23 protein-coding genes are annotated in these 25,021 nt (G+C 71.6%); 9 read left to right on the forward strand and 14 right to left on the reverse strand.

Going from position 1 to position 25,021, the window contains the following annotated elements:
* Positions 1 to 25: 25 nt before the first annotated feature.
* On the reverse strand, positions 26 to 154 hold the full coding sequence (locus BMZ82_RS42845; RefSeq protein WP_107487702.1) for a hypothetical protein: 129 nt from the start codon (positions 152 to 154) through the stop codon (positions 26 to 28).
* A gap of 50 nt (positions 155 to 204) precedes the next feature.
* On the opposite strand from BMZ82_RS42845, the gene BMZ82_RS30905 reads away from it, so the two are divergent.
* From BMZ82_RS30905 to BMZ82_RS30915, 3 genes are all read left to right on the forward strand, one after another.
* On the forward strand, positions 205 to 642 hold the full coding sequence (locus tag BMZ82_RS30905) for an ATP-binding protein (RefSeq protein WP_093780708.1): 438 nt from the start codon (positions 205 to 207) through the stop codon (positions 640 to 642).
* 132 nt (positions 643 to 774) lie between these two features.
* On the forward strand, positions 775 to 1,125 hold the full coding sequence (locus BMZ82_RS30910; protein ID WP_093780709.1) for a hypothetical protein: 351 nt from the start codon (positions 775 to 777) through the stop codon (positions 1,123 to 1,125).
* A gap of 131 nt (positions 1,126 to 1,256) precedes the next feature.
* Positions 1,257 to 1,979, forward strand: coding sequence for a DUF6445 family protein (locus tag BMZ82_RS30915; RefSeq protein WP_371271330.1), 723 nt, complete (start codon positions 1,257 to 1,259; stop codon positions 1,977 to 1,979).
* A gap of 53 nt (positions 1,980 to 2,032) precedes the next feature.
* Here BMZ82_RS30915 and BMZ82_RS30920 read toward each other — a convergent pair whose 3' ends face one another.
* A complete protein-coding gene (locus BMZ82_RS30920) occupies positions 2,033 to 2,554 on the reverse strand; it encodes a hypothetical protein (protein WP_093780710.1) in 522 nt (173 codons plus the stop codon).
* Positions 2,555 to 2,741: 187 nt separating this feature from the next.
* Between BMZ82_RS30920 and BMZ82_RS30925 the strand changes: the two genes are divergently transcribed.
* Together BMZ82_RS30925 and BMZ82_RS30930 are read left to right on the forward strand one after the other, a co-directional pair.
* Positions 2,742 to 3,347, forward strand: coding sequence for a DUF7144 family membrane protein (locus BMZ82_RS30925; RefSeq protein ID WP_093780711.1), 606 nt, complete (start codon positions 2,742 to 2,744; stop codon positions 3,345 to 3,347).
* 130 nt (positions 3,348 to 3,477) lie between these two features.
* Positions 3,478 to 5,814 carry an ATP-binding protein gene (locus tag BMZ82_RS30930; protein ID WP_093780712.1) on the forward strand — a complete coding sequence of 779 codons (2,337 nt, stop codon included), beginning with the start codon at positions 3,478 to 3,480 and terminating at the stop codon, positions 5,812 to 5,814.
* A gap of 299 nt (positions 5,815 to 6,113) precedes the next feature.
* Here BMZ82_RS30930 and BMZ82_RS30935 read toward each other — a convergent pair whose 3' ends face one another.
* The gene (locus tag BMZ82_RS30935) at positions 6,114 to 6,950 is read right to left on the reverse strand and encodes a M23 family metallopeptidase (RefSeq protein ID WP_093780713.1); all 837 of its coding nucleotides are present in this window, start codon (positions 6,948 to 6,950) and stop codon (positions 6,114 to 6,116) included.
* Positions 6,951 to 7,013: 63 nt separating this feature from the next.
* Positions 7,014 to 8,030, reverse strand: coding sequence for a glycoside hydrolase family 26 protein (locus tag BMZ82_RS30940; RefSeq protein ID WP_093780714.1), 1,017 nt, complete (start codon positions 8,028 to 8,030; stop codon positions 7,014 to 7,016).
* Between the two features lie 162 nt (positions 8,031 to 8,192).
* On the opposite strand from BMZ82_RS30940, the gene BMZ82_RS30945 reads away from it, so the two are divergent.
* Both BMZ82_RS30945 and BMZ82_RS30950 read left to right on the forward strand, forming a co-directional pair.
* Positions 8,193 to 9,083, forward strand: coding sequence for a hypothetical protein (locus tag BMZ82_RS30945; protein ID WP_256252202.1), 891 nt, complete (start codon positions 8,193 to 8,195; stop codon positions 9,081 to 9,083).
* Between the two features lie 313 nt (positions 9,084 to 9,396).
* The gene (locus BMZ82_RS30950) at positions 9,397 to 11,106 is read left to right on the forward strand and encodes a lysyl oxidase family protein (RefSeq protein WP_093780715.1); all 1,710 of its coding nucleotides are present in this window, start codon (positions 9,397 to 9,399) and stop codon (positions 11,104 to 11,106) included.
* 127 nt (positions 11,107 to 11,233) lie between these two features.
* Here BMZ82_RS30950 and BMZ82_RS30955 read toward each other — a convergent pair whose 3' ends face one another.
* Complete coding sequence (locus tag BMZ82_RS30955) at positions 11,234 to 11,839, reverse strand: hypothetical protein (protein ID WP_093780716.1); 606 nt, start codon at positions 11,837 to 11,839, stop codon at positions 11,234 to 11,236.
* A gap of 148 nt (positions 11,840 to 11,987) precedes the next feature.
* Positions 11,988 to 12,818 (reverse strand): lipase family protein, encoded by an 831-nt coding sequence (locus tag BMZ82_RS30960; RefSeq protein WP_093780717.1) that lies wholly within the window; start codon positions 12,816 to 12,818, stop codon positions 11,988 to 11,990.
* A 456-nt stretch (positions 12,819 to 13,274) separates the two neighbouring features.
* Between BMZ82_RS30960 and BMZ82_RS30965 the strand changes: the two genes are divergently transcribed.
* The gene (locus tag BMZ82_RS30965) at positions 13,275 to 14,567 is read left to right on the forward strand and encodes an LCP family protein (RefSeq protein WP_093780718.1); all 1,293 of its coding nucleotides are present in this window, start codon (positions 13,275 to 13,277) and stop codon (positions 14,565 to 14,567) included.
* 352 nt (positions 14,568 to 14,919) lie between these two features.
* On the opposite strand, the gene BMZ82_RS30975 is transcribed toward BMZ82_RS30965, so the two are convergent.
* The 8 genes from BMZ82_RS30975 to BMZ82_RS40390 form a co-directional block, all read right to left on the reverse strand.
* The gene (locus tag BMZ82_RS30975; protein ID WP_093780719.1) at positions 14,920 to 16,296 is read right to left on the reverse strand and encodes an NADase-type glycan-binding domain-containing protein; all 1,377 of its coding nucleotides are present in this window, start codon (positions 16,294 to 16,296) and stop codon (positions 14,920 to 14,922) included.
* The gene (locus tag BMZ82_RS30980; protein ID WP_093780720.1) at positions 16,293 to 16,850 is read right to left on the reverse strand and encodes a phage tail protein; all 558 of its coding nucleotides are present in this window, start codon (positions 16,848 to 16,850) and stop codon (positions 16,293 to 16,295) included. Before BMZ82_RS30980 ends, BMZ82_RS30975 begins: the two co-directional genes overlap by 4 nt.
* Positions 16,851 to 16,881: 31 nt before the next feature.
* A complete protein-coding gene (locus BMZ82_RS30985; RefSeq protein ID WP_093780721.1) occupies positions 16,882 to 18,840 on the reverse strand; it encodes a putative baseplate assembly protein in 1,959 nt (652 codons plus the stop codon).
* The gene (locus BMZ82_RS30990) at positions 18,840 to 19,307 is read right to left on the reverse strand and encodes a GPW/gp25 family protein (protein ID WP_093780722.1); all 468 of its coding nucleotides are present in this window, start codon (positions 19,305 to 19,307) and stop codon (positions 18,840 to 18,842) included. Before BMZ82_RS30990 ends, BMZ82_RS30985 begins: the two co-directional genes overlap by 1 nt.
* A gap of 64 nt (positions 19,308 to 19,371) precedes the next feature.
* Complete coding sequence (locus tag BMZ82_RS30995; protein WP_093780723.1) at positions 19,372 to 21,279, reverse strand: VgrG-related protein; 1,908 nt, start codon at positions 21,277 to 21,279, stop codon at positions 19,372 to 19,374.
* The gene (locus BMZ82_RS31000) at positions 21,279 to 22,004 is read right to left on the reverse strand and encodes a CIS tube protein (RefSeq protein WP_093780724.1); all 726 of its coding nucleotides are present in this window, start codon (positions 22,002 to 22,004) and stop codon (positions 21,279 to 21,281) included. The genes BMZ82_RS30995 and BMZ82_RS31000 overlap by 1 nt, the downstream gene beginning before the upstream one ends.
* A 93-nt stretch (positions 22,005 to 22,097) precedes the next feature.
* Complete coding sequence (locus BMZ82_RS31005; protein ID WP_093780725.1) at positions 22,098 to 22,523, reverse strand: phage tail protein; 426 nt, start codon at positions 22,521 to 22,523, stop codon at positions 22,098 to 22,100.
* A gap of 44 nt (positions 22,524 to 22,567) precedes the next feature.
* Complete coding sequence (locus BMZ82_RS40390; RefSeq protein ID WP_143098941.1) at positions 22,568 to 23,347, reverse strand: extensin; 780 nt, start codon at positions 23,345 to 23,347, stop codon at positions 22,568 to 22,570.
* Positions 23,348 to 24,606: 1,259 nt separating this feature from the next.
* Here BMZ82_RS40390 and BMZ82_RS31015 point away from each other — a divergent pair.
* Positions 24,607 to 24,849, forward strand: a complete 243-nt coding sequence (locus tag BMZ82_RS31015) for a hypothetical protein (protein WP_093780727.1) — start codon at positions 24,607 to 24,609, stop codon at positions 24,847 to 24,849.
* The last annotated feature ends 172 nt before the right edge of the window (positions 24,850 to 25,021 follow it).

A 25,021-nucleotide genomic window follows, 5' to 3' on the forward strand; every position in this document is an offset into this window, starting at 1 on the left:
TCAAAGCTCTCGACCGCTCCTCTGTTCAACGCGCCCACGAGCGCGACCCGTTCGACGTCAGATTACGGGATCCGCTTGCCGCGTCTCTATATTTAGATCTACCGTCGGTGACGCGACGCACACGCTGCGGAAGCGCACCGCCCCGTCCTGCCATGACGGCTGCGGCACTGCCACCGCCCCCCACTGCCTACTTGGAGCTACCCCATGCCCGAAACCGCTCCCATTCCCGCCCTCACCCCCGCCCCCGACTCCTGGGAGTACTCCCTCTACATCCCCCACGACCCCAGAGCCGTCACCGTCTGTCGTCTCACGCTCCGCCCGATCCTCACCGTCCACGGCCTCGCCGGACTCCTCGACACCGCCGAACTCCTCGCCTCCGAGCTGGTCACCAACGCCGTACTCCACACCAAGGGCCCCGCCTGCCTGCGCCTCCGTTTCCGGGACGGGGTTCTGCAGATCGGGGCCTGGGACGCCGATCCCGAACCGCCCGAGCCTCCGCGCCGGTTGGAGGACCTCGGGGACGGTGAGGGCGGTCGGGGGATGGCGATCGTGCGGGCCTGTTCCGATCTCTGGCACTGGCAGCCCTTGTCGCGGATGGGGCATCGGGGCAAGTTGGTGTGGTGTGAGCTCAAGGCGGCGTAGGCGGCGTAGGAGAGGGGGGCTGGTCCGAACGGATGACGGAGAAACCTTCCCGCTTCTGATCTGCGCATACGCGTTGCCGCCGGTGGCAAAGGTGCAGGCGGAACTGCCTCTCCTCCTGAAACGAGAAATTTCGTGCGTCTCCGGCACTCCGTCGCCGCCGCCTGCGGTGCCCTCGCCCTCACCGCCGCCCTCGCCACCCCCGCCCACGCCGCGACCGGCGACTTCGGGTACAAGGTCGTCGGGCTGAACGGGCAACCGATCTCGGTCACCCTCCACGACCCGGCCAGTGGTGAGTGCATCACGCTCGCCGAAGTCGCCGACCCGGACGCCTCCGAGCCCGCCTTCGCCCCGCACAACGACACCGACGAGACCGCGATCGTGTTCACCGGGCCCGAGTGCGACGGCGACTCGTGGTCGCTGCGCCCGCACGGCCGCCCGGCCACCGACCGGCTCAAGCTGCGGTCGGTCCTCTTCCTGCGCTGACCATCGCGAACGGGCCCGTCCTGTCGGGGGCGGGCCCTTTGCCGTGGTTGACGGAGTCTTGACCGCTTCCCGGGGCATTCCGGGGGACTTCGCGGGCGAGTCGTGGCGAGCCTTCGACCTAGATTCGCCGCATGTCCATGCCACAGCGGCCCCACCAGCCCGTAAGGGCTGCCGCCCCCGTAAGGGCTGGCGCCACGCTGCCCGTCCTGCCCTACCGCAAGCCCACCAAGGGCCGCGACTACTGGGTCGTCGACGACGTCTTCCCCGAGGCCGAGATCGCGGCGATCCGCGAGCGCTGCCTCGCCAAGGACGACTGGGTCAAGGGATACCCGTACACCTCGGAGAGCTGGCCCGGACTGCGCACCATGCCGGGGCTGGAACCGGGTGAACTCGGGCGCGTGGAACGGCTGGTGAGGAAGTCGACCGGGGCGCAGAAGCTGTGGGTGCAGCAGGCCCCCGGCGGCGGCACCCTCAACCACAACTGCATCCAGGTGGTGGGCGAAGGGGAGAGCACGCCCCGGCCGCACTCCGACTCGCGGTCGCTGTGCCGGTACGCCGCCGTGCTGTACCTCAACCCGTCCGTGCCCAAGGACTGCGGGACGAGCTTCTACCGGCAGTCCCTGCCCGGCGGGCGGCTCGGCGGCAACGTCGTCCAGGCCCCGCACAACAACCTCGTCGAGGCGCTCGGCACGCGGTTCGTCGCGCCGGACGCCTTCGAGGAGGACGTACGGGTACCCCACAAGTACAACCGGCTGCTGCTCTACAACGCCAACCTCATCCACAGCGCGACGGATTACTCCGGCCGGACCCTGGAGGAGAAGCGGATGACGGCCGTCTTCTTCTGGATGGCCTGACCGGGTTCCGGATGGCCTGACAGAGCCGACCGGCGCTGCCGACCGGCGGTTCGTCAGTACCGCAGGGCCCGGGCCACCGTCGCCTTCACCGTGCCGGAGAGGGTGCGGTTGCTGCGGGCGGTCTCCTTGCCGGTCTTGCCGGCCGCGACGCCGGAGACGGTGACGACGGACGTGTCGAGCCGCTTGCCCGTGGAGTCCGTGAAGTCGACCTGGACGGCGAAGGACTTCTTCGAGTCGGCGGTGTTGGTCACGGTCACCGGGACCGCGGTGTCGCCGTTCGAGTCGTTGCCCACGGCCCCCAGCTTCACGTCGCCCTTGACGTCCACACCGCCCTTGATGTCGTCCAGTTTGCCGCCCGCCTCCGCCGTCGCCGACGCGAACGCCGACGACGCCTGCGAGGCGAGCGAGGACGCCGCCGCGGTGGCGGCCCCGCCCAGCGACTCGGCGGCGGAGGCGGCCTTGCTGGCCGCCGACGACACGGACGACGGCGTGTTGTCGTCCGAGCAGCCGGTGAGCGCGGCGGCGCAGCAGATCGCCGCCGCGGTCAGCAGCAGCACGGTCTTGGTGCGCGGCATCTTGTCTCCTCCTGGTGGTTCCCGGGGCTTCCGTGCGTTCCCGCAGGCATTCCCGCAGGCTTTCCCCGGGGAAGGGGTGGTCGTCACCGTCCGCAGGTCGGCTCACCCGTACGGCGCACCCCCGTGGTGTCGGCCCTGACCCGGACGGATGGTCGAAGCACGGCACCTACAGAAACGGGGCAGCGCCATGAGCGATCAGCCGCACTCCCAGCCGTCGCAGGGGCCGCCGATGACCTGGGACCCGTCCCACCAGGGCACCGCCACACCCGGCCGGACCCCGCCCCCGTCGGCGAGCGGCGGCGGTCGTGGGGGTGGGGGTAGTCGTGGGCTGGCCGTCGGGGGTGTCCTCTTCGCTGGGGTGCTCATGTTCGTGAGCGGGGTGCTCGCCGTCTTCCAGGGCGTCGCCGCGATCGCCCAGGACGACGTCTACGCCCAAGTCGGCAGCTACGTCTACGAGTTGAACCTCACCGGCTGGGGCTGGGTCCTGCTGATCGTGGGGGCCGTCGCGGCGGCGACCGGCTGGCGGCTGCTCACCGTACCCGAGGCGGCCGAGAGGACCGAGAAGGGTGAAGGGGTCGGGAAGGGCGAGTGGGCCCGGGTCAGTGGCATCGCGCTGGCCTCCCTCAGCCTGATCCTCCAGTTCCTGTTCCTGCCGTACGCGCCGGTCTGGGCGGTCGTCCAGATCGCCATCGACATCTTCGTCATCTGGGCGCTGGCCACCTACCGCCCGTCCCGCACGCCCTCTCCGCCCTCCCCACCCGCTCCGTCCGTCACCCCTCGCGCGCGTGTGTGAATCCCGTCCCCGTCCCGGGTGACACCTAGGCCGCTTCGTGTCGTGCGCGCTCGGTGATCGTGTAACTACGGTCGTGTGACCGCCTTGTGAGGGTCATGGTCGACCGGTGAAGAGCGCGCGCGGGGGTGGCATGGGATTCGGCTTCGGTCAGCGGCGGGGTGGGCAACTCCCTGTGGAGATGACCGGTTTCGTCGGGCGGGTCGACGAACTCGCCCTGATCAAAGGGGCGTTGGGGCGGTTCAGGCTGGTCACGCTGGTGGGCCCCGGCGGGGTCGGCAAGAGCCGTACCGCGCTGCGGGCGGCGGGCGCGGCGGCGGCCCGGTTCGCGGACGGCGTGCGGCTGGTGGAGCTGTCGGCGCTGCACGACCCGGAGTTGGTGCCGGCGACCCTCGCCGGGGTGCTGGAACTTCCCGAGCAGCCCGGGATGACGCCGCTGGACGCCGTCGTCGCGCACCTGCGGGAGCGCCGCCTGCTGCTGGTGCTGGACACCTGCGAGCACCTGGTCGACGCGTGCGCGCTGCTCTGCGACATCCTGCTGCGCGAGGCACCCGGGCTGACCGTGCTCGCCACCAGCCGTCAGCCGCTCGACGTCCCCGGCGAGCACTGCGTTCCGATCGACCCGCTGACCAGGGACGACGCCGTCAGCCTCTTCCTTCAGCGGGCCGCGGCCGTCACCGGCGGGAACGCCGTCACGGACCGGGACCGGGAGCGGACCCGCGCGCTCGTCGACCGGCTCGACGGCATGCCCCTAGCCCTCGAACTCGCCGCCGTACGCCTGCGCGCGGTGCCGCTCGCCGAGTTGGTCGCCCGGCTCGACCAGCGGTTCGAGGTGCTCACCGGCGGCCGTCGCACCGCCCTGACCCGGCACCAGACCCTGCGCGCGGCCATCGACTGGTCCTACGACCTGTGCACCCCGCACGAGCGGCTGCTGTGGGCCCGGTTGTCCGTCTTCGCGGGCTCCTTCGACCTGTCGGCGGCCGAACTGGTCTGCGGGGGCGGGGAGTTGCCGTCGGGTGAGGTCGTGGAGGCGCTGATCGGGCTGGTGGACAAGTCCGTTGTGCGACGGATCGGGGAAGACGGCTGCCGTTACCGCCTGTTGGACACCATCCGCGAGTACGGCGCCGGGCGGCCGGCCGGCGCGAAGGGGGCCGACGACGCCGTACGGGAGCGGCACTTCGCCTACTACGAGCGGCTGGTGGGGCGGTTCTGGGACGAGTTCCTGAGTCCGGCGCAGGTCGTGCTGCACCGGGCGGTGCGGGAGGAGACCGCCGACGTGCGGGCGGCCCTGGAGTACGGGTGCGCGGCCGAGGGGCGGGCGGTGGACGCGCTGTGGCTCGCGACCCGGCTCGGCCCCTACTGGCGGGCGGCGGGCACGCTGTCGGAGGGCCGGCACTGGATCGACAAGGCGCTGGACCTCGTACCGCAGGACTGCCCCGAGCGGGCCTGGGGGCTGCACATGACCGGCATCTTCGCGGTGTGGACGGCGGACATGGACACCGCGCTGGAGCGGTTCCCGCAGGCCCACGAGGTGGCGCGGCGGGTCGGCGAGAGCCGGGTGGAGGTGTCCGCGGAGGCGTACCTCGGGGCGTTGAAGGCCTTCGGCGGGGCCGTGCAGGAGGGGCTCGCGCAGGTGGAGTCGGCCCGGCTGCGCATCATCGCGTCGGGTGACGGGCTCGGCATCGGGGTCGTCCACTACGAGGCCGCGCTGCTGCGGGCCGTGTTCGGGGACACCGACGGCGCGCTGGAGCTGTGCGCGACGGGCCTGGCGTACCTGGAGGGCCGGGGCGAACGCCAGTTGTACGCGTCGACGATGGCCACCCGGGGCGTCATCCTGATGCTCACCGGCCGGGACGCGGCGGGCGAGGAGTGCCTGCGGCGCAGCCTGGAGGCCGCGAGCGAGATCGGCGAGGTGCTGGTCGCGGCGCTGGCCTGCCTCGGCCTGGCCTGGCACGCGGCCCGGCGGGAACGGTACGTACGGGCCTGCTGGCTGCTCGGGTACGCGGAGAACGCGCGCCGGCTCGGCGGCGACCCGATGGCGCTGCTGCCTCGGCTGGTCGAGGAGCAGGAGGCGGTGCAGCGGGCGGTGCGGGCGGCGCTGGGCCGGGAGGGGGTCGAGCGGTGGCGGGAGACGGGGGCGCGGATGTCGGGGCAGGAGGTGCTGGAGGCCGTGCGGGCGGACACGGAGGCACCGGGCGGGGCCGCGCGCCCGGCGAGTCCGGCGCTGGTGGCGCGGGTGGTGCCGCCCGCGCCCCGGGCGGCGTCCGAGCCCCGGTCCCTGGACGTGCTCACGCGGCGGGAGCGGGAGGTCGCCGGGCTGGTCGCGCGGGGGCTGTCGAACCGGGAGATCGCCGAGCGGCTCGTCATCTCCAAACGGACGGTCGACGCCCACGTCGAACACATCCTCGCCAAGCTGAGGATCACCTCGCGCACGCAGATCCCGGGAACCGAGATCCCTACGACGTCCTAAGGGCCCTAAGGCACGTAGGGGACCTAGGGAACGTAGGGGATGTCGGGGGCGTAGGTAAGGCGGGCCGGGGTGTCCCGTACGGGTAGGTGTACGGATCTTGTCGGCATCGACGTGCGCCGTCGCCCCGGGCACGGCAGCCTGGAGGTGCCGCCCGGGGGACGGACGTGCCGGGGTCGACAGGCCGGTCCCCTACGGCCGTCATGGCAAGACGTCCGGTACCGAGCCTCCCCCCGGCGGCACTCGGGGCTGCCCCAGGTCGGCGGGGCAGCCCCGATGCACGGCCGTACGACCGGTTCGGTTCAGGGCGCGGCGGCGGTGGCGTCCACGGCCTTGCGGCGCAGCCAGGGCAGGGGTGCGACCGCGGAGCCGATGTAGGGCGTGATCCGGACCTCGAAGTGCAGGTGCGGGCCGGTGACGTTGCCGGACGTGCCGGACAGGCCGATGCGCTGCCCGGCCGTCACGCGCGTGCCCTTGCGCACGTCGATGCGCGACAGGTGGGCGTACTGCGTGAAGTAGCCGTCGCCGTGCCGGATCAGGACCTGGTTGCCGAAGCCGTCGCCGCAGGTCGTCGCGTGGACGGTGCCCGCTCCGACGGCGTACACCGGGGTACCGGAGTCCACGGCGAAGTCCTGGCCGGTGTGGCGGTGGGCCCAGCGGGAGCCCTTGGCGGCGTAGCCGGCGGTGAGGCGGTAGCCGCGGGTCGGGGTGGTCCAGGGCCGGGTGCGCTGCTCGTCGCCGGTGGCCGGCGGGCGGCTGCGGTTCCCGAACGGGCAGTGGCCGTCGCGCCCGGACGGGTCGACGGCGACCGGGTCGCCGGAGGCCCGCTCCGCCGCCCACAGCCGGTCCCACAGGTCGGAGCGGAGCGTCTTGCGACGGCGTTCGGCGTCCTTGATGCGGGTGGGGCGGGCGTCGGCCTCCCGGAGCCGGTCGACCTGCGCGCGGGCCTGCTCGTGCGCGCGCACGGCGCGGGAGGCGGCCGTACGCCACCCGTCACTCCCGTCACCCCTGTCGCTCCCGTCGCTGCCGGCTCCGGCGGGTACGGAGGTGAGGAGGAGCAGGGCGAAGGCGAAGGCGAGGGCGAGGAAGGCGGTCGCCCCGGTCGCGGCACGGAGGCGCGCGTGGTGTTCTCGTCCCATCGTGTGATCATCGGGCCGGGCGGGGCGCGCGGGGCGGGTACGCGCCCGGAGCGGCGTCAGGGTTCACCCGTACGGCGGAGGCCCCGCGAGCAGGGCGCGGTAGACGGCGGACGACCGGGGGTTTGCGGTGCACCGCCACACGCCGTGCGGGCAGTAGTCGCTGATGGTCTGGTACAGCGGCCGGTGCTCGGCGAACCAGTCGAGCATGCCGCGCATGTACGCCGGGTTGTCGCCGTTGCGGTACAGCCCCCACTCGGGGTACGCGACCGGCTTGCCGTGCGCCCGCGCGAACCGCACCTGCGCGGCGAGGCCGTACGGCTCGGCGACCTGCTCCGCGAAGGACATGCCGTGCGGCTGGTCGTAGGCGTCCATGCCGACGACGTCGACGTACCGGTCGCCGGGATAGCACGCGGTCCACGGGACGGCGTCCCGCCCCCGACTGGGCGCGAACTCGAACCGGAACCGCTGCCGGCCAGGCTCCGACAGCCCGCCGTCCACGGAACGCATGACCTCGACGATCCGGGCCCAGTACCGCTTCCACGCCCCCGGGTCGGGGCCGCAGCGGTGGGTGTAGGTGATCCCGTTCATCTCCCACCCCACCACCAGCACGGCATCGGGCACCCCGAGCGCGACGAGCCGCCGGGCCAGCGCCCGGAAGTGGCCGTCGTAGTCGCCGCGCGCCCCCTTGCGCAGTTCCGCCCGCACGACCGCGTCGGACACGTGCTCCTCGGTCCGCTCCAGCATCGGCACGTTGAGGACGAACATCCGGTCGGCGCGCTGCCCGCGCCACCGCGCCCAGTACTCCAGATACCCGGGCGCCCCCTCGATGTTGCTCCACCGGTCCCCCGGCAGATACGCGCGCCCGACCCGGGGCGTCGCCGCCCCCAGCCACCCGTCCAGCCCCGCGATCCGCCGCACCCCGGCACTGTCGTACCCCACATACGCCCCGAACGCCCCGGCCGGCCCCCCGACCCCCCGCCCGACGGGAACACAGGCGGGCCCGACGAGCAGAACAAGGGCGGCGAGGGCGGCGAGCAGCGGGCTCGGCAGAACCCGGAGGACGCGCGAAGAGGCGGACACCGGCTCATGATGACGCGCTCGCACGGCAACCTTCGGCGGTGCTGCGGCGACGTACCGCTGAACGACCGAGTACGACCGAGTAGGACCAAGAGCAACCGAGTACGACCGAGAGCAACCGAGAATGCACGTGAATCCCGTTCCCCCCCCCACGAGGAGTTCACCTTGCACAGGCATCCGTTACGGCCCCCCGCCCCACACTCCACGCGGTCGCTGGCGCGACTGTTCACCGTTCTCGCGGCGCTCGCCGCGCTGCTCTTCCACGCGACCGGTGTCGCGGCCCCGCGTGCCGCCGCCGCCGACGAGTGGAACCCGCCCGCCAACCTCGTACAGCCGGTGAACGAGGTCTGGAACCACGTCTCGACGACCTACCCCGACCTCTACGGCTTCCGTAACTACGGCTGGGACCAGGTCATGGCCAACAAGGGGAGCATCAACTACTGCGTCCGCTGGGAGTCCGACGCGCCCGTCAGCGCCACCCTGCGCGACCAGGTCCACGCGGCGCTGAAGAAGCAGTTCGCCAAGTGGATGGCCGCGCAGGTGGAGAACGGCCGGGGCTACAACAACTGGCCCTACGTCACCGTCCCGGTCAACATCGTCGGCTGGGCGGTGAAGAACCGCTCCACCCTCCAGTGGACCGACAACTCCGTCGACATCTACTCCGGCGTCCTCGACGAGGACGGCGCCCCGCAGTGCGCCCCCGACTGCGGCCGCTTCTTCCACCAGGACGGCAACTACTCGAAGTGCCCCGGCGGCACCGCCCGCCACTACGACCAGTCCCTCTGGCTCACCAAGGGCTTCGGCGGCGGCGCCGGCGGCGACTGGGGCCAGCGGGTCGGACAGGAGTACTTCACGTCCGTCCTGAACCAGGAGAACATCCACATCTACCTGCATGAAGTCGGCCACACCTTCGGCCTCGACGACTTCTACGACTGGACCCCGACCGGCCAGTGCTGCTTCCTGATGAAGGCGGGCAGCGCCACCCAGATCACCGACTTCGACAAGTGGATGCTCCGCGACTTCTGGCGCCACCTGAAGAGCCGGTACGGCCTCTGACCGACGAATCCTCATCGCGCCGGGCCTCGCGCGGTCTGGCGGGGGTCTCACTCGGGCGGGTGAACTTCGCGCTTCTGCACCCGGCTTGAGCTGCGGTTCCTTGCGAAATCCTGTTGATCTTTTTGGCAGTTCCTTTACGGCAGGCAACCCTGGGTGGGCGTTTGGGCCTCTCAAAGGGTGCTCACAGGTGTGGCCGCGGGCGCGTGGGGTGCGCCCGCGGTACCGCGACAGCGTGCAGTACCGCGGTACTACGGCCGGCTCGTGGGTTGTCCAGTCCGATGCCACTGACCAGGCACTCGCAGACGAGGAACCGATGACCAGACAGCACCACCGCAAGGGCCTTCAGCGTGCGGCGTTCGCCGCGGGGGCCGCGCTCACCGTCGTCGCCGTCGCCGGGGCCGCTCCCGGCGCCGGTGCCGCGCCCGCGAGCCCGGCCGGTACGCCGAAGCTCAAGCTCGTCGCCGCGTCGAAGGCCGTCACCGCCGACCGGTACTCGGGGGAGGGGGGAAGCTCCGGGGTCTACCTCGACCTCGGTACGTACCTCACCGTCGACAACGCTCCGTTGGAACTGAAGGTGACCCGCAAGTCGTACAAGGACCCGATCGTCGCCCAGCAGATCCTGCGCAACGGGTCGAAGGTGACGACGAAGACGTTGCCGGCCGGGCTCGTGAAGGACTTCGGCGGCCTCCCGGACTTCCTGGAGGTCTCCATCAGGAACGCGGCCGGGGCGGAGGTGCAGAAGTCCAAGAGCAACTTCTGCCCGAACAACGCCTCCGGCCGACTGCGCCCTGACGCGCCGGCCACCTCGCACTACCCGGAGAGCTGCTCCACCAACCCCTTCACGCTCGGCTCCGTCTGGGGCGTCGAGAAGGGCTGGGCGACCAACACCTCCGCCTTCGACTACGACAAGCCGCTCGATCTGGCCGTCGGTGAGTACACCGTCAAGGTGGCGGTGGCGAAGAAGTACCGCGACCTGTTCGGCATCCCCAACGACCAGCCGACCATCAAACTCACCGTCCGGGAGATCACCGACGGTGAGGGCGGCGGTGAGGGTGGAAGCGGCGGCGGGGTCGGGCTCACCGCCCGCTCCAGTGGCCACGGCGGGTCACATGACATGGCCGACATGGACGGTATGGGCGGTGGGCATCATTACGGGGCTCGTGGCGCCGATGCCCCCACGCCCTCCGCGCTGTCGCACGCCCTGGAGGCCCGTGGTCTCGCCCATCACCTGGGTGACGGCGCCGGGCACACCGACGGCTCCCGGATCGCGCCCGCGCTGAAGGCCGCCGCCAAGCGGCCCACCGGGCGGGCCGGTGCCCCGGCCGACGTGCCCAAGCCGGACCTGCGTTCGCTGCCCGCCTGGGACATCGCGGTCACCGACGGTGAGGACGGCGACGTCCCCGGCAAGGACTACCTCGCCTTCAGCGCCAACGTCTGGAACGCCGGTCCCGCCCCCCTCGTCGTGGACGGCTTCCGCAAGCCCGGCGCCGAACTCATGGACTCGTACCAGTACTTCTACGACGCCAAGGGCAAGCAGGTCGGCTACGCGCCCGCCGGCACCATGGAGTGGGACCCGCGCGTCGGCCACGAGCACTGGCACTTCACCGACTTCGCCAGCTACCGGCTGCTCGCCGCCGACCAGCACCAGATCGTGAAGAGCGGCAAGGAAGCGTTCTGCCTCGCCAACACGGACGCGATCGACTACACCGTGAAGAACGCCAACTGGCACCCGAACAACACCGACCTGTCCACCGCCTGCGGCCAGCAGAACTCCATCTCCGTGCGCGAGGTCCTCGACGTCGGCTCCGGCGACACGTACACCCAGTACCGTCCCGGTCAGTCCTTCGACATCACCGGCCTGCCGAACGGGACTTACTACATCCAGGTCGTCGCCAACCCGGCGAACCGACTGCAGGAGACCAACACCAAGAACAACGTCTCCCTGCGCAAGGTCGTCCTGGGCGGCACCGAGGGCGCCCGCACGGTGTCCGTCCCGCCGGTGGACCTGATCAACGCGCCGTAACTCACCCTGACCGACGGGGCGTTGGCGGTGGCCGTGCCAGGACGAGCGACGCCGTCCTGGCATCCACCGCCGACGTGCCCCGGCCTTGCCTTTCGGCATAGGCGGCGCGACCTGCTCGGCGGGCGTCCTAGAGGTGGGGCAGGACGAAGTCGTACCCGGCCATGTGGTGCACGGTGCCCGCCGGGCAGACGCCGTTGGTGGGGTAGCCGTAGAAGAACATGCCGAAGCACTTGTCGCAGAACCGCCAGTTCCGCTGGGAGGTGGCGGTCGGGGGGATGTCGTGCGGCAGGACGAAGTCGTAGTCGCCGACGGCCTTGCGGTGCCCGCCGCCTGTGGGGCAGGTGCCGTTGGTGGGGTAGCCGTAGAAGAACATGCCGAAGCACTTGTCGCAGAACCGCCAGTCGCGCTGGGCGGTCGCGGTCGGCGGCACGTCGTGCGGGAGGTTGAAGTTGTACCCGTTCGAGTCGTGACCGCCGCCCGCGGGGCAGGCGCCGTCCGCCGGGTAGCCGCGGAAGAACAGCCCGTAGCACTTGGTGCAGAACCGCCAGTCCGCCTGACTGGCCCGCCGGGCCGACGCCTGTGCCCCGGCCGTGGCCATCGCCGGCGCGGCGAACGAGCCGGCCGCCGTCGCGACACCGGCCGCGCCCGCCGTCACCACGAGCGCCCGGGTCAGCCAGGCCCGGCGGCTCGGGTTCTCCGGTGATCCATCTACTGAGCCCTGCTGGAAGCCCATACGCCACAACCCTCCATAGAGACGGTGCCACTTGAGACGTCACTATGAGTATTCGTTGTAGTACGTGGCGTGACAATGCCTGGCGGGGGGCGTCCGAAGCAGCCGCTGACATATGCGTGCGCCGTATGCACGCCCCCTGCCGGGACCCTCAGCCCGTGTTCTTCGCCAGCAGGTTCACGTAGGCGTCGATGAAGTGGTCCCGGATGCCGTCCGAGGCGGGGGCGAAGGGGTCGGCGGTCGCGCCCTTCACCTTGTCGGCCAGCAGGCTGAGCGTGGGCATGCGGTCGTGCAGTGTGCCGGTGGCGTCGAAGTACCGTACGGCGTCGACGTGGTGGAAGGCAGGGGCCGGCGGGACCTGGGGCACGATGTCGTTGTTGTTGACGAAGCGGAACGTGCGGCCCTTGAGGGCCTCGTCGTAGGCGGTGGCCAGGAGGCGGTCGCAGGTGCGGGGCTGGCCGTAGGTGTAGACGCCGTGCGGGACGAGCTTCGGGGCCTCGAAGTGCATGCGCGCACCCGACAGCATGGCGAGGGCTCCGCCGAGGCTGTGGCCGGTGAACCAGACCGTCTGCCCGTCGTCCTTGAACTCGCCGACCGTGTCGCGGACTTGCGGGTGGACGACGTCGAGCGCGCGGTGGAAGCCGTAGTGGACGAAGCCCCTGCCCGCCGGGCCGGGTACGGGGGGCGTGTTGACGTCGCTGAGCCAGTCGCGCAGGTTCGTCGGCTCGGTGCCGCGGAACGCCACCACGATCATGCGGTCGCTCGCGGCGACGTACGCCTGGGTGTCGTCGATCGGGAACGGCATGGTGTGCGGGGAGGAGAAGTGCCGGAAGCGGTCGAAGCCCCAGTCGCGGGCCAGGCTTTCGGCCTCCGCCGGGGACTTGTAGGCGGCGCGGGCGGCCTCGGCGAGCCAGTAGGCGTGGGTGTGGGAGTAACCGGAGGCCGAGTGGTCGAGGGGGGTGGGAGAGGTGGGGGCGGCCATGGGGGCGGGGACCTTTCGACGAACGGGTGGGGCAGGCGTGTTCGTCGATCCTTGCCGCCGCGCGGGCGGGACCCGTGCTTCGACGTGGGGTGAACGGAGGGCGTGCGAGAGCGGTTCGGGGGCGTGTGGGGGCAACCTTTTGTGTGCCGGGGTACGTCTCCTGAGTCGCTCGGGTCTTTCGGACGTATTCCTACTCGCGTGTAGGGTTCCGACGTTCGGCGGTGACCAACGCCGGCGATCCGAGCACGGTGTACGGGGTGACAACGGCCGAGGCGGAGGCGAGCGCCGGTGAGTGGGACGAGAAGGCGTGGGCGTGCTTCGGTGGAGGCGTCCGGCTGGTTGAACGGTCAGGAGCTTGCCCCTGCGGACAGGGGTAGGCCTGGCGCCGGCGGCCGCGGTGGCGGCGGTGGTACGCGGCTCACCCGGCGCGGGCGGGTCGTCGTTTGGGGCGCCGGTGTGACGGCTGTCGTCGTCCTCGGCGTCGGCGGGGTCGGGGCGTGGATCTACAACGACCTCAACGACAACATCAACTCCGCTGCCGTGGACGACAAGTTGGGCGGGGATCGGCCCGTCAACCTCAGTCCCGGCTCGAAGAACATCATGATCGTCGGTTCCGACAGCCGCGACGGCGCGAACGCCAAGTACGGCAAGGATCTGACCACCATGCAGTCGGACACGCTGATGGTGCTGCACATACCGGCCGACCGTCAGTGGGCGTCGGTCGTGTCCTTCCCGCGTGACTCGTGGGTGGAGATACCGAGTTGTGAGAAGGGGGACGGCAAGTCGTCCGCCGCGCACCACTTCAAGCTCAACGAGGCGTTCGCGATCGGCGGCAGCAACGGCAAGGTCGCCGAGGCCGCCGCGTGCAGCATCAAGACCGTCGAGGCCAACACCGGTTTGCGCATCGACCACTTCATGTCGGTCGACTTCTCCGGCTTCAAGGGCATGGTCGACGCGCTGGACGGGATCGAGGTCTGCCCGCCGCAGGCCATCCACGACGAGAAGGCCCACCTCGACCTGCCGGCCGGCTGCCAGACCGTCAAGGGCGAGAAGGCGCTCGGCTACGTCCGCGCCCGCTACAGCGTCGGCGACGGCTCCGACATCGGACGCATCGGACGCCAGCAGGAGTTCATGGACGCCCTGGCGAAGAAGGCCAAGGCCAAGCTGACCAGCCCGGACGCGATGTACGGCTTCCTGCAGTCGATCACCAAGTCGCTGACGACCGACCCCGACATGGCGGGCATCCAGCCGCTGTACGGACTCGCCGACCAGCTCAAGGGCATCCCGAGCGACCGGCTCAGCTTCCTCACCGTGCCCAACTACGGGCGGGTGGCCGACCAGCCCACCGACAAGGCCAACGTGGTGTGGCAGTACCCGCAGGCCACCGACCTGTTCACCTCCCTGGCCAAGGACAAGGAGGTCACCAAACCGCAGTTGGAGGCGGCGAAGAAGAACGTCGTCTTCGCGTCGAGCGTGCGCGTCCAGGTCCTCAACGGCACGGGTGTTCCGGGTCGCGCCGCCGCTGTCGCGGAGAAACTGAAGGAAGCCGGCTACACCGTCACCGGCACGGGCAACGCGCCCGCCACGGTGGCCAAGTCGACCGTCACCTACCCGGCAGGCCTCGACACCAAGGCCGCGGTCCTCGCCTCCCGCCTGCCCAACCTGGCTGCCACGGCGGACAGTTCGGCGGCTGCGGGGGTCATCACCCTTGTCGTCGGTACGGATTTGAAGGTCGAGGACGTCGCCTGAGGCTGATCATGAGCATGGTTGGCGCGACCTCTGGCGTGGGGTAAAGTTGATCTCGAGCCGGTCACCGGGAACGAAAAACGGTGAACGACCTCTGCGTTGGTGGTCCAAGGAAAGACGCCCCGCTTCCTGCGGGGAGATGCAGGTGCAAGGCCTGCCCGGCGCTCCATCGAAACGAGTCCCCTCCCGTGTCAGACGGGGTGGGACTCGTTTTGTTTTGCATGGCCGTTTGTGGGTCGTTTGTGGGTCGTTCGTGGGTCGTTCGTGGGTCGTTTGCGCGTTCGCGCCCGGTGCGCGGGTGATCGGGAGGGTGGTTTCCCTTCCGATCACCCGCGGTCCGCTGGGGTGGTGAGGGTCAGGACGAGTTGGCCGTGGACGGGCCGAAGAACTCTATTTCGGCTATGGCCACCTGCTTGGACGCGGACGCCGCGTACGACGACTCGATCGTGAAGCGGACCTTGGTGACCTCGCCGACGCGGAAGGAGCGCCGTTGGCTGCCCGCGCTCTGGTCCAGGGTGATCTGGCGGGTCGTCGTCTTGCCGTCCTTCAGGGTGATCGTCGCCTTGATGCGGTGCGGGAGGGCCGACTTGTTGAGCTGGTCGGCGTTGGGTGACGTGCCCGACGTGATGAGCAGCTCCAGCAGACGGGTCGGCTGCTCGAAGCGGGCCTCGATCCACTGGCCCTCGCCGGACTGCGCGATACCGGGACCCCACCAGGTGTTGTTGTACTTGTCGAAGACCAGGTCCGGCTTGTGTCCCGGGAAGGAGCGCGACGCCGCGAACGAGTCCGGGCTGACCGGGGCGCGCTTGGCGAAGTGGTCGCGGGTGGCCTGGATCGCGGCCGGTGTGTTCACCCCGGCGATGATCAGGAGGGTGAGGACGACCGCGGCCATCAGCCAGCTCACGATGCGGTCGAACGTACGGCGCAGGCGCGGGCGGTCGCCGGCCCAGGGGGTCGCGCCGTTGCGGTTGAACAGGCGACGCCACCACGGGAGGCGGATCGAGGAGCGGTCCTCGAGGGTCATCGGCATCGCGCAGCGGACGCAGAAGTGCCGGTCGGGGTTGTTGGGGGTCGCGCACCAGGGGCACGCGACGCCGTACTGCTCGCCCTGGACCGGGCCCGGCGCGCGTACCTGCGGCCGGTCCGCGACCGGCCTGCCCGGCAGGACCGGGGCGACGGACGGGGCTGCGGCGGGACGGGGTTCCGCGTCGGCGACGGGGACGAGGAGGGAGCGGGCTCGGTCGGCCATCGTGTCGCCCATGGTGGGGGCGGTGGGGGCGGCGGGAGGGGGCGTGGTGACTGGTGCGGTGGGGGCTGCCGGCTGTGTGGTGTCTGTCGGGGTGGCTGTGCCGGGCTCCGGGGGGATGACCGGGAGGGGAGTTTCCGTGGTGTCCTCGTTGTTCGAGTTGTCGTCGTCGTCCGCCGGTGTGTTCACCCCGGCGGGGGGTGTGGTGCTCGTTTGGGGGGTGGCCGCCTCCGGGGGTGCGGCGGGCGACGGTTCCCGTGTGGGTTCCTGAGTTCCGCCCGATCCCGAGGCGGGTGCGGGGGCGGTCGCCGTGCCCGTGCCCGTGCCCGCGTCAGTGCCGGCTGCCGAGCCGGTTCCCGTTGTCGTGCCTGCCCTTGCCGCTGCCGGGGAGCGGTCCGTCCAGCTCAGTACGGCGCCGCAGGCGTCGCAGAACGACTGGCCGGGCTCGGCCCGCGTGCCGCAGTCGGCGCAGTTCTGGGTGGTCATCTCTCCGGGGTCCTTTCAGCGGTGGTCACCTTGACCGTGTACGGCATGTGGGCGGGGCGGGCGGCGGCCACGAGGGTGTCGAGGCGGTGCTGGTCCGCCGGACCGGGGTCGGGCAGGCGGAGCGTGACGTGCAGGTGGGGGCGTTGGTCGCCGGGGAACGGGCCGAGCGGGCGGGCGCTCCACGCGGAGCCGCCGCTCTCGGAGATCTCCGGTTCCACGCCGAACGCCAGCCGGACGGCCTCCGACAGGCCCCGGCGCGTGCCGCGCACCCGGTGCAGATAGGCCGCCGCGGCGACGGCGGCCCGCAGTCTCGGCTCCGGTTCCGTGCCGTCGGTCTCCGCGCCGACCCAGCCCGCCAGCCAGCGGGTGAAGTCGACCGGGGCGAGGGCCGGGTCGAAGTAGGCGGGCAGGCAGTCCAGGACGTTGAGGATCGGCGCCAGCACCTCGTCCAGCCCGGCGACGAAGCGTTGCGCCAGATCGTCGTCCGCGAAGACGGCCGGCAGCATCCCGCCGATCGGGACGGACGACCCGAGACCGTCCACCGAGCCCCTCAACGGCCTCTGCCCTTCACTGAGTTGGAACCCCTCACGAGCCGTCTCCGATCACGCGTACCCGGTGGTCGTAGGAGAAGACCAGGGCCGGGGCGGCCAGGTCGATGCGGTCGGTCGCCTCGCCGCGTTTGCCGGTCAGGGGGTCGGCGGTGTGCAGGATGACCTGGTCGACCAGTTCCACTCCCGGGACGCGCTGGAGGACCGCGAAGACCTCGCCGGACTGCACCGGGCGGCCGAACGGCCAGCCCTTGCCGTCCGTGCCGCCGGTCAGCGGGTCGAGGTGGCGGTAGAGCGCGTCGTGGGCCTGGCGGCGCACGCGGTCGGTGTCGACGCCGCGGAAGGCGTGCACGGTCGCGACGACCGTGATGCCCTGGTAGTACGGCGGTCCGACCGCCAACCGGGTGCCGATCAGGCGGCGTTCGTCGAGGTGGCGGGTGATGCGGTCCAACAGGGAGTCGCCGGGCACGAGTTGCTCGAAGCGGAGTCGGCCGCCGGGGTCCGGGACGGCCTGCGGGACCACCAACACCCGTACGGCGTAGGAGCCGTGGTCGTCCGGTTCGCCCTCCAGGCAGGTGATGCGGGCGGTCTCCGGGGCGGCGCGGCGGGCCAGTTCCTCGTAGTCGCGCAGGGTCACCGCGCGTTCCTGGGCGCGCAGGGTGATCGGGGCGCGGAGTTTCGCCTCCTCGACCGTCTCGCCGTCGACGCCGCCGCGCGCGGCCTCGCGGTTGACGACCTCCGAGATGTACGGGACGGACGTGCGCAGGACCTGGACGGCGCCGCGTGCCACGTTGCCCGAACGGCCGCCGCCGGTGCGGTAGCGGCGGGCGCGGATGACCGAGCCCTTGGGGGCGACGGCGCCGTACTGGCGGAGGGTGCCGTCGGGTTGGCGGACGGACGGGCCGAAGGCGATCTCGCCGGTGGCCGCGTCGAGGGTGACATGGCGGTCCTGCGGGCCGGACGCGGCGAAGTGGGGGACCACCTGCCAGTCGGTCCAGCCCTCGTGCTCGGCGGTCTGGAGCAGCAGCGGCGGGTCGTCGCCGACGACCGGGGCGTGCACGAGGGACAGGTGCTGGCCGGGCAGCCCGGTCGACTCGCCGAGCGCTTCGTCGTGGACCGTCTCCGCGTGGACGGTGGGGGCGGTGCCGCCGACCGTGAAGACCTCGGCGGAGCGGACGGTCGGGGAGGTGGTGTAGAAGGGCTGGCGGGGGAGCGGCTCGGTGACGCGGCAGCGCAGCCAGCCGGCCTCCTGGCCGCCGGAGCGGGACAGGACGTGGCCGCCGGGGATGTGCAGGACGACCTCGCCGGGGCGGTTGAGACCGCCGGTGCCGTCGCGGTCGACCTCGCACTCCTGCCAGCCGTCCTCCGTCCACGCCTCCCAGACGAGCGGGGGCTGCCGGGGGTCGACGCCGACGCCGTCCACGCGGCTGTCCAGTTCCAGGACGACCGCGCAGTACGGGACGGCGGCGCTCAGGCCGAACAGCATGCAGTCGCCGGGCTGCGGGGCCTCGGCGAAGCAGAGCAGGTCCTTGCCCTCGGTGAGGTCGCTCGTCTTGTCGGTGACCGGCTCGCCCCGGTGCTGCACCACCAGGTGGCTCAACTGGCACGGTACGACGGTCAGTTCGCGTTCCGTCGCGAAGACGACCGCGTCCTCGCTCTCGGTGCGGACGGTCGCCACCTCGGTGCCCACCGGGAGCAGGATCGGCTCCTCCTGGGGCGCCGACAGCCAGAACGTCACCTCGGTGCGGGCGGCGGACGGCGGGAAGAGGCGGATGCCGGCCAGGTCGAGGAAGGCGAGGTGGTTCTTCTCGGGGACCCGGTTGAGGCGGTAGACGATCTGGTCCGCCATGTGGGCGACCGTCTCGACGAGGGTCACGCCCGGGTCGGAGACGTTGTGGTCGGTCCACTCCGGCGCGCGCTGCTGGATGTAGCGCTTGGCGTCGTCGACGAACTGCTGGAAGCGGCGGTCGTCCAGGTTGGGGGAGGGCAGGGCCATCAACGGTCGCTTTCGGGGGCCGGGCCGGAACCGGGGCCGGAGCCCGGGCCCGGGGAGCCGGAGGCGTCCGGCTCGTCGTGGGACGGAATGACGTAGAAGGGGAAGACGAGGCTGCGCGGGTTGTTGGTGCCGCGGATCGCGTAGCGGACGTCGATGAAGAGGACGCCCTGTTCGGCGCCCGCGGTGACCTCGACGTCGGTGACCTCGATGCGCGGCTCCCAGCGGTCCAGGCTGGCGTACACCTCGTGCTGGATACGGCCGGCCGTCGCCTCGTTGACGGGGGCGAAGACCAGGTCGTGGATGGCGCAGCCGTACTCCGGGCGCATCGGGCGCTCGCCCGGCGCGGTCGCGAGGATCAGCCGGATCGCCTCCTCGATCTCGCGTTCGCCGCTGACCAGGGCGATGCCCCCGGTGGGGCCGATGCGGAGCGGGAACGCCCAGCCCGATCCGACGAATTGCTCGGCCATCAGTCGGCCACCTGCCTTCTCCTTCTCCTGCGCCGGTGCGTATCCGTACGCGTGTGCGTGTGCGTCACGGCAGCGGGTACGGCTTGGAGTTGACCATGACCACGCCCTGGAGCATGAGGGTCGCGGCCCGAATGCCCACGTTCGCGGTGGAGTTGACCTGGATCGTGGCGCCCGCGCTCATCGTGGCGGCCCCGCCCGCCTTGAGGTTGAGCAGGCCCGCCGCGTCCACCGACACGACACCCGTCAGCGACCTGATGTTGACCAGGCTGCCCCGGATGGTGAGCGAACCGCCGCTCCTGATCGAGAGGTTGCGGCGGGCGGAGAGCGAGAGGTCGGTGCCGGCCTCGACGCTCACCGCCCGGCTGCCCTTGATGCTGACCGCGCCCTTGCTGTCGACGGTGATCTCGGTCTTCGTCCGGTCCAGGTTGATGACGAGTTTGTCGTCGCCGGACGTCACCCGCACGCCCTGCTTACGGCCGCCGGTCTTCTGGCTGAGCAGGTCGACGCGGTTGCCGTCCCGGTCGGAGAGGGTGTGCCGGGCCGCGCGGCGGCGCGCGCCGTCGTGCAGCGGCACGTCCTTGACGGGCGTCGGCTTGTCCTTGCCGTTGTAGAGGCCGCCGATGACGTACGGGTGGTCGAGCGCGCCCCGGTCGAAGGCGACGAGGACCTCGTCGCCGACGTCGAGCGGGAAGATCGACCCGCCGGCCTTGCCGCCCCACTGCACGACCCGCGTCCAGTCGCTGATGTAGGTGTCGTCGAGCCAGGGGAACTGGAGCTTCACCCGCCCCTGCTTCAGCGGGTCCTGGATGTCGGTGACGAGGGCGTTGGTGGTGCCGGGCAGGTGCAGCCCGTTGGTCGTGCCGCCGCCTCCGCCCGAGGCCAGCCCGTACAGCGACCGCCACTGCCGTCCGCTGACGGTGACCCACGCCTCGTAGTGCTTGCCGTCGCCGAAGACGTGCCGTACGGAGGTCGCCGTGTACTTGCCCTCGAAGGGCGCGCCGACGTCGGCGAGGGTGACGGGCAGGCCGGGGCGGAGCTTCGGGGTGCCGCGCGCGATGACCTCCAACTCGGCGAAGGAGCCGGTGACGTCGTCGGCGAGGGCCTCGGCGGCGAACTTCACCTCCGTCTGCCGGTCGTACGGCGTCTGCGCGTCGACCAGTTTGGCCGGCTTGAACTTGGCGGCGGCCTCACCGGGCGTCGTCCCGATGCTGATGCCCGGGTTGGTCTTCGCGGGCGCGGTCGCGGTCAGCTTCTTCTTCGTCGTCACGTCCCAGCCGCGCGCCTCGACCGTCCCGACCTGCTCGGCGGCGGTGACGGCGGCCCGCAGGCGCAGGATGTCGGTGCCGGCTTCGAGGACGAAGGGGCTCTTGTCGCCAGGGGTGGAGGTGGCCGGCGCGCCGGACGCCGGGTCGGGCTTGAGGAACTGGAACTTCCCCTTCGCGTCGACCGACATGACCATCTCGTTCTCGTCCGCGAGCCGGGCGAGGAAGTCCCAGTCGGTGACGTTGGCCTGGCTGATGAACTCGTAGACCGTCTTGGTGGACTGGATCTTCCCGATCGGCACGCCGTCCTGGGCCGCCAGTTTGCGCGCGATGTCGGAGGCGCTCTGGTTGCGGTACGCGGCGACGCGGCGCTGGCGCATCAGGCGGTGGCCGAAGTCGTAGCCGCGGATCACTGTGAAGGTGCCGGTGCCGTCGTAGTCGGCCTCCAGACCGCACACCTCGCCGGTGAGGAGCGGGTCGCCGGCGCCCTTGCCGTCGGCGATCGGGGTGAGGACGACGGGGGTGCCGAACTTGACGCCCAGCTTGCTCAGCACCAGACGGTACGGGTCGCGGAACGTCAGCCGGAAGGCGGCGGGCACCCCGAGCCCCTGGTCCACCCAGCCCTCGACGAGCAGCGGCGCGAAGTCGACGGGCAGCGGGCGGCCGCCCAGGGTGACCTGGATGACGCTGGAGAACGCGGACTGGACCACTAGAAGCGCACCTCCTCGACGGCGGGCAGCACGAGCTCGATGCCGGTCGGCAGGCGGGAGGGGTCGTCGATGCCGTTGACCTCGGCGATCGACCGCCAGGCGGCGGCGTCGCCGTACTCGCGCCAGGCCAGCGACTGGAGGGAGTCGCCGGCGACGACGCGGTGCACGCGCTGCGCGGTCAGCGCGCCCGAGGTCGGGTTCTGGCCCTTCGTCTTGCTCGGGATCTCGTGCAGACGCACCTGGCAGGTGGCGCGGATCGGGACGCCGGTCGTGCCGAAGAGCGAGTACGTGACGTCGATGCTGCTCACGTAGGCGGTGAAGCGGGCCGTCGAGAACGAGCCCCACTGGAACACCACCCAGGGCGGGGACGGCTGCTTCGCGGCGATGCTCTTGGTGGTGACCTCGCAGCATTCGAGCAGCGACTCGACCTTCTTCAACACCGTGTTGCTGCCGGGCTGGTCGGAGGAGTCGAGGAAGATCTCGACGGTCATCTCGCGCGGCTCGGGGCCCATGAACTCCGGTACGGAGCCGTCCCGGACGGCCGCCGTCGGGGTGACCTTCCACTGGGCGCGGCGGCCGAGCTGCAACTGCGACGGGTTGAAGTCGAACCCGAAGGACTTGATCAGTCCGCCGGGGGTGGTGCTGGTGCCGACCGGCGGTTCGTGGATCGCGAGGGTGGCACGGACCAGGCTCTTGCCGGCACCGCCTTTGCTTCCCTTGGCCATGACGTCCTCGTGTTGTTGGTGTTTTGCTTCGCTGGTCGGCCGGTTACTGGTCGGTCGGTCGGTTTCGGTCGGGTGTCAGTCGGTCGTCGGTCGTCAGTCGGTGAAGCCGTGGTGGGTGATCTCCAGGACCTCCGTGGCCACGCCCGGACTGTCCGGGCTGAGCGACGGGCCCTGCCAGCTCACCGGCAGTACGTCGATGAGGCCCCACCGGGCGACCTCCGAGCCGTCCGCGCGCAGCGCCGCGATCTGGGCGGTCGGCCGGGTCACGCCGGTGGTGACCGACGAGATCCACTTCGCGACCTTCGTCGTGTCCGGGGTCAGCGGCCGGGTCAGCCGGATCGTGGAGAACGTGACCCGGGACGGCAACTGCCACACGAACCCGTTGTTCCCGCCCTCCTGGCGGTGCTCGATCTCCACCTGGGACGAGAGTCCCTCACACCCGTTGAAGTAACCGAGGCTCTCGCCGTCGATGGTCAGGGTGAAGAAGATGGTGGATCCCGGGTCGAGATCGGAGGGCATCGGGTGCCTGGCCTTTTCTAGGAAGGGGAGGGGGCTGTCTGTGTTTAGTGGCGGGGGTCGCGCAGGCGGCCGATTCGTTCGCGGTCCAGGCGGAGTTCGGTGCGCAGGAGGCGGGTGATGCGGCCGGTCAGCCGGTGCGTCAGCTCGTCCAACTGGAAGTCGGTGAGCGAGCGGGGGTCGAAGCCGGGCGCTTCGGCGGGGGCGGCGGTCTTGGGCGGGGCTTTGGGGGTGGGCGCGGGCGCGGGTGCCGGGGACGGCGCCGGGGCTGTCTTGGGTGCGCGGGGCGGTGTGGGGAGGCGCTGGATCGTGGGGGTGGGGGCTGGGACGGGGGGCCTTACGGAGGGCACCGGTGGGGTGGCGGCGGGGCGCACCGGGGCGGCCAGCGGGCGGTGCTGGGCGGTGGGGGGAGGTGTGGGGGCGTTCGGGTTCAGGTGGGGGGCCTGGGTGGGGGTGGGGTACGGGTGGGCGACGGGGTGGCCCGGCGTCGCGCCGGGTGCGGTACGGCGCAGGGGTACGGGGGCCGTGACCGGGCGGCGCTGTACGGGCGTCGTCGTGGGGGGCGTGGGGGGCAGCGGTTGGGCGACGGGGGTGGGGAGGGGGGTGGGGGGTGCTGGTGTTGCGGTGCGCTGGAGGGGGGAGGGCGGAGTCGCCGGGGGCGTGGGGTTTGTGGGGAGGCTCGTGGGGGCGCCGAGGCCTGTCCGACGTGCGGGCGCGGGGGACGCCGTCCGCTGAACGTTCGTCGGGGCGGATACGTAACTGGAGTTGAGAGAAGGGGAGTTGGGCGCGGCGAGGCCGATGGGGCGCGGCTGCGTGGTGGCCGCCATGGGGGGTGCCGTAGCGCGTTGAGTGTCGAAAGATGGCGTACGAGCACCATCGCCCGAGTCGGTGCCTGGGGCGGGGGCGGCGGCGGGGTGAGGCGTGCTCGCGGCTGCGCCGCTGTTCGGCGTGGACGGTGTCGTACGTCCCGCAACGGCGCGCTGCACGTCGCGAGCGGGCGTGATGCCTTCCACCGTCGAAGGACCGGAGGCGGTACGCGGTCCACCCGCGTCCGGTACGGCTCGCTGCGCGGCGGCGACCGGGTTGCCGCTGGGCGTCGCCGGGAGCGATGGCGTACGGCTGTCCTTCGCACCGGAGTCACCGGGTGCGGGGGCGTCACCGTGCCGGGGGGCTGCTGGACGCTGAATCCCGACGGGTTGCTGGGTCGGCGTACTGGCCTTTGTCGTCGGGGCGGCGGCGGGGTGACCGGATGCCGACCGCTGGATCCGGGCAGGCTGGGGTGAAGGCGTATTGCCCTGTGCCGTCGGGGTGTTGGTGTTCGTCGGGGCAGCGCTCGCGTTCCCGGGTACCGGCCGCTGGATCCCGACAGGCCGGGGAGACGGCGTACCGACCGTTGTCGCCGGGGCGTTGGCCGAGGCGTTGGTTGAGGCGTCGCCCTCGTGCCGGGACACCGCGCGCTGGATCCCCACCGGTTGTCCGTCGGACGGCGCGGCGGGAGTCGGCGTATCTCCGGTGCGCGTCCCCGGAGTTGCCCCCGCCGTCGGGGGAGCCGCAGCGGTGTTCGGGACCTGTCGCGGGCCGGGGGCGGGTTCCTTGCCGGTCGCCGCGCCTCCGCCGTCGGTGTCCGTACCCCGGCTGGAAGCCTGCCCGGATCCACTGCCCCCGGACGGCGACGCAGACGCGGATGCCGTCCGGGCAGGCAGCGTGCGCCGCTGAACCGGCGCGGACACCGACCTCGTCAGCGGCGCCGGTCCCGTCGCCGGGGCCGCACTCGCCGGCGACACACGGATACCCCGCGTCGGGAAGGCGGGAGCCGCAACGACCCGCTCCGTCGGCCGCACGGCCACCACAGGCACCGCAGCGGCAACTGAAGAAGCCACCGGGTACGTGGACACGGCGCCAGACTCGGACGGCCGCGCCACGGAACCCGAAGCGGCTGCCGAAGCGGGTGCCGCACCCGGAGCTGAACCCGCACCCGAGTCTGCGGCCCGGCGCTGAGCTGACGCTTGCCCCGAAGCGGCACCCGGAGATGAAGCCGGGCCCGAGCCCGCAGCCTCGCGCGGAACCGACGCTTGCCCGGAAGCGGATGCCGAAGCGGGTGCTGCACTCGGAGCTGAACCCGCACCCGAGTCTGCGGCCCGGCGCTGTGCCGACGCTTGCCCCGAAGCGGCACCCGGAGATGAAGCCGGGCCCGAGCCCGCAGCCTGGCGCTGAACTGGTGCTTGACCCGAAGCCGAAGCCGGTGCCGCACCCGGAGCTGAAGTCGGACCCGGACCCGCAGCCCGGCCCCGAGCTGACGCTTGACCCGGACTCGGAGCTGAGCCGGTAGCCGCAGCCACACCCCGAGTCACAGCCGAACCCGGAGTCGTAGCCGAACCCGGAGTCTGAGCTGATCCCGGAGTCGCAGCCGCTGCCATAGCCCGTGCCGCAACCGCACCCGGAGCCGCACCCGAAGTCTGAGCTGCCCCCGAAGTCGCAGCCGCAGCCGCTGCCACACCCCG

Source organism: Streptomyces sp. yr375 (assembly GCF_900110755.1).
In the GTDB taxonomy this organism is placed as follows: domain Bacteria; phylum Actinomycetota; class Actinomycetes; order Streptomycetales; family Streptomycetaceae; genus Streptomyces.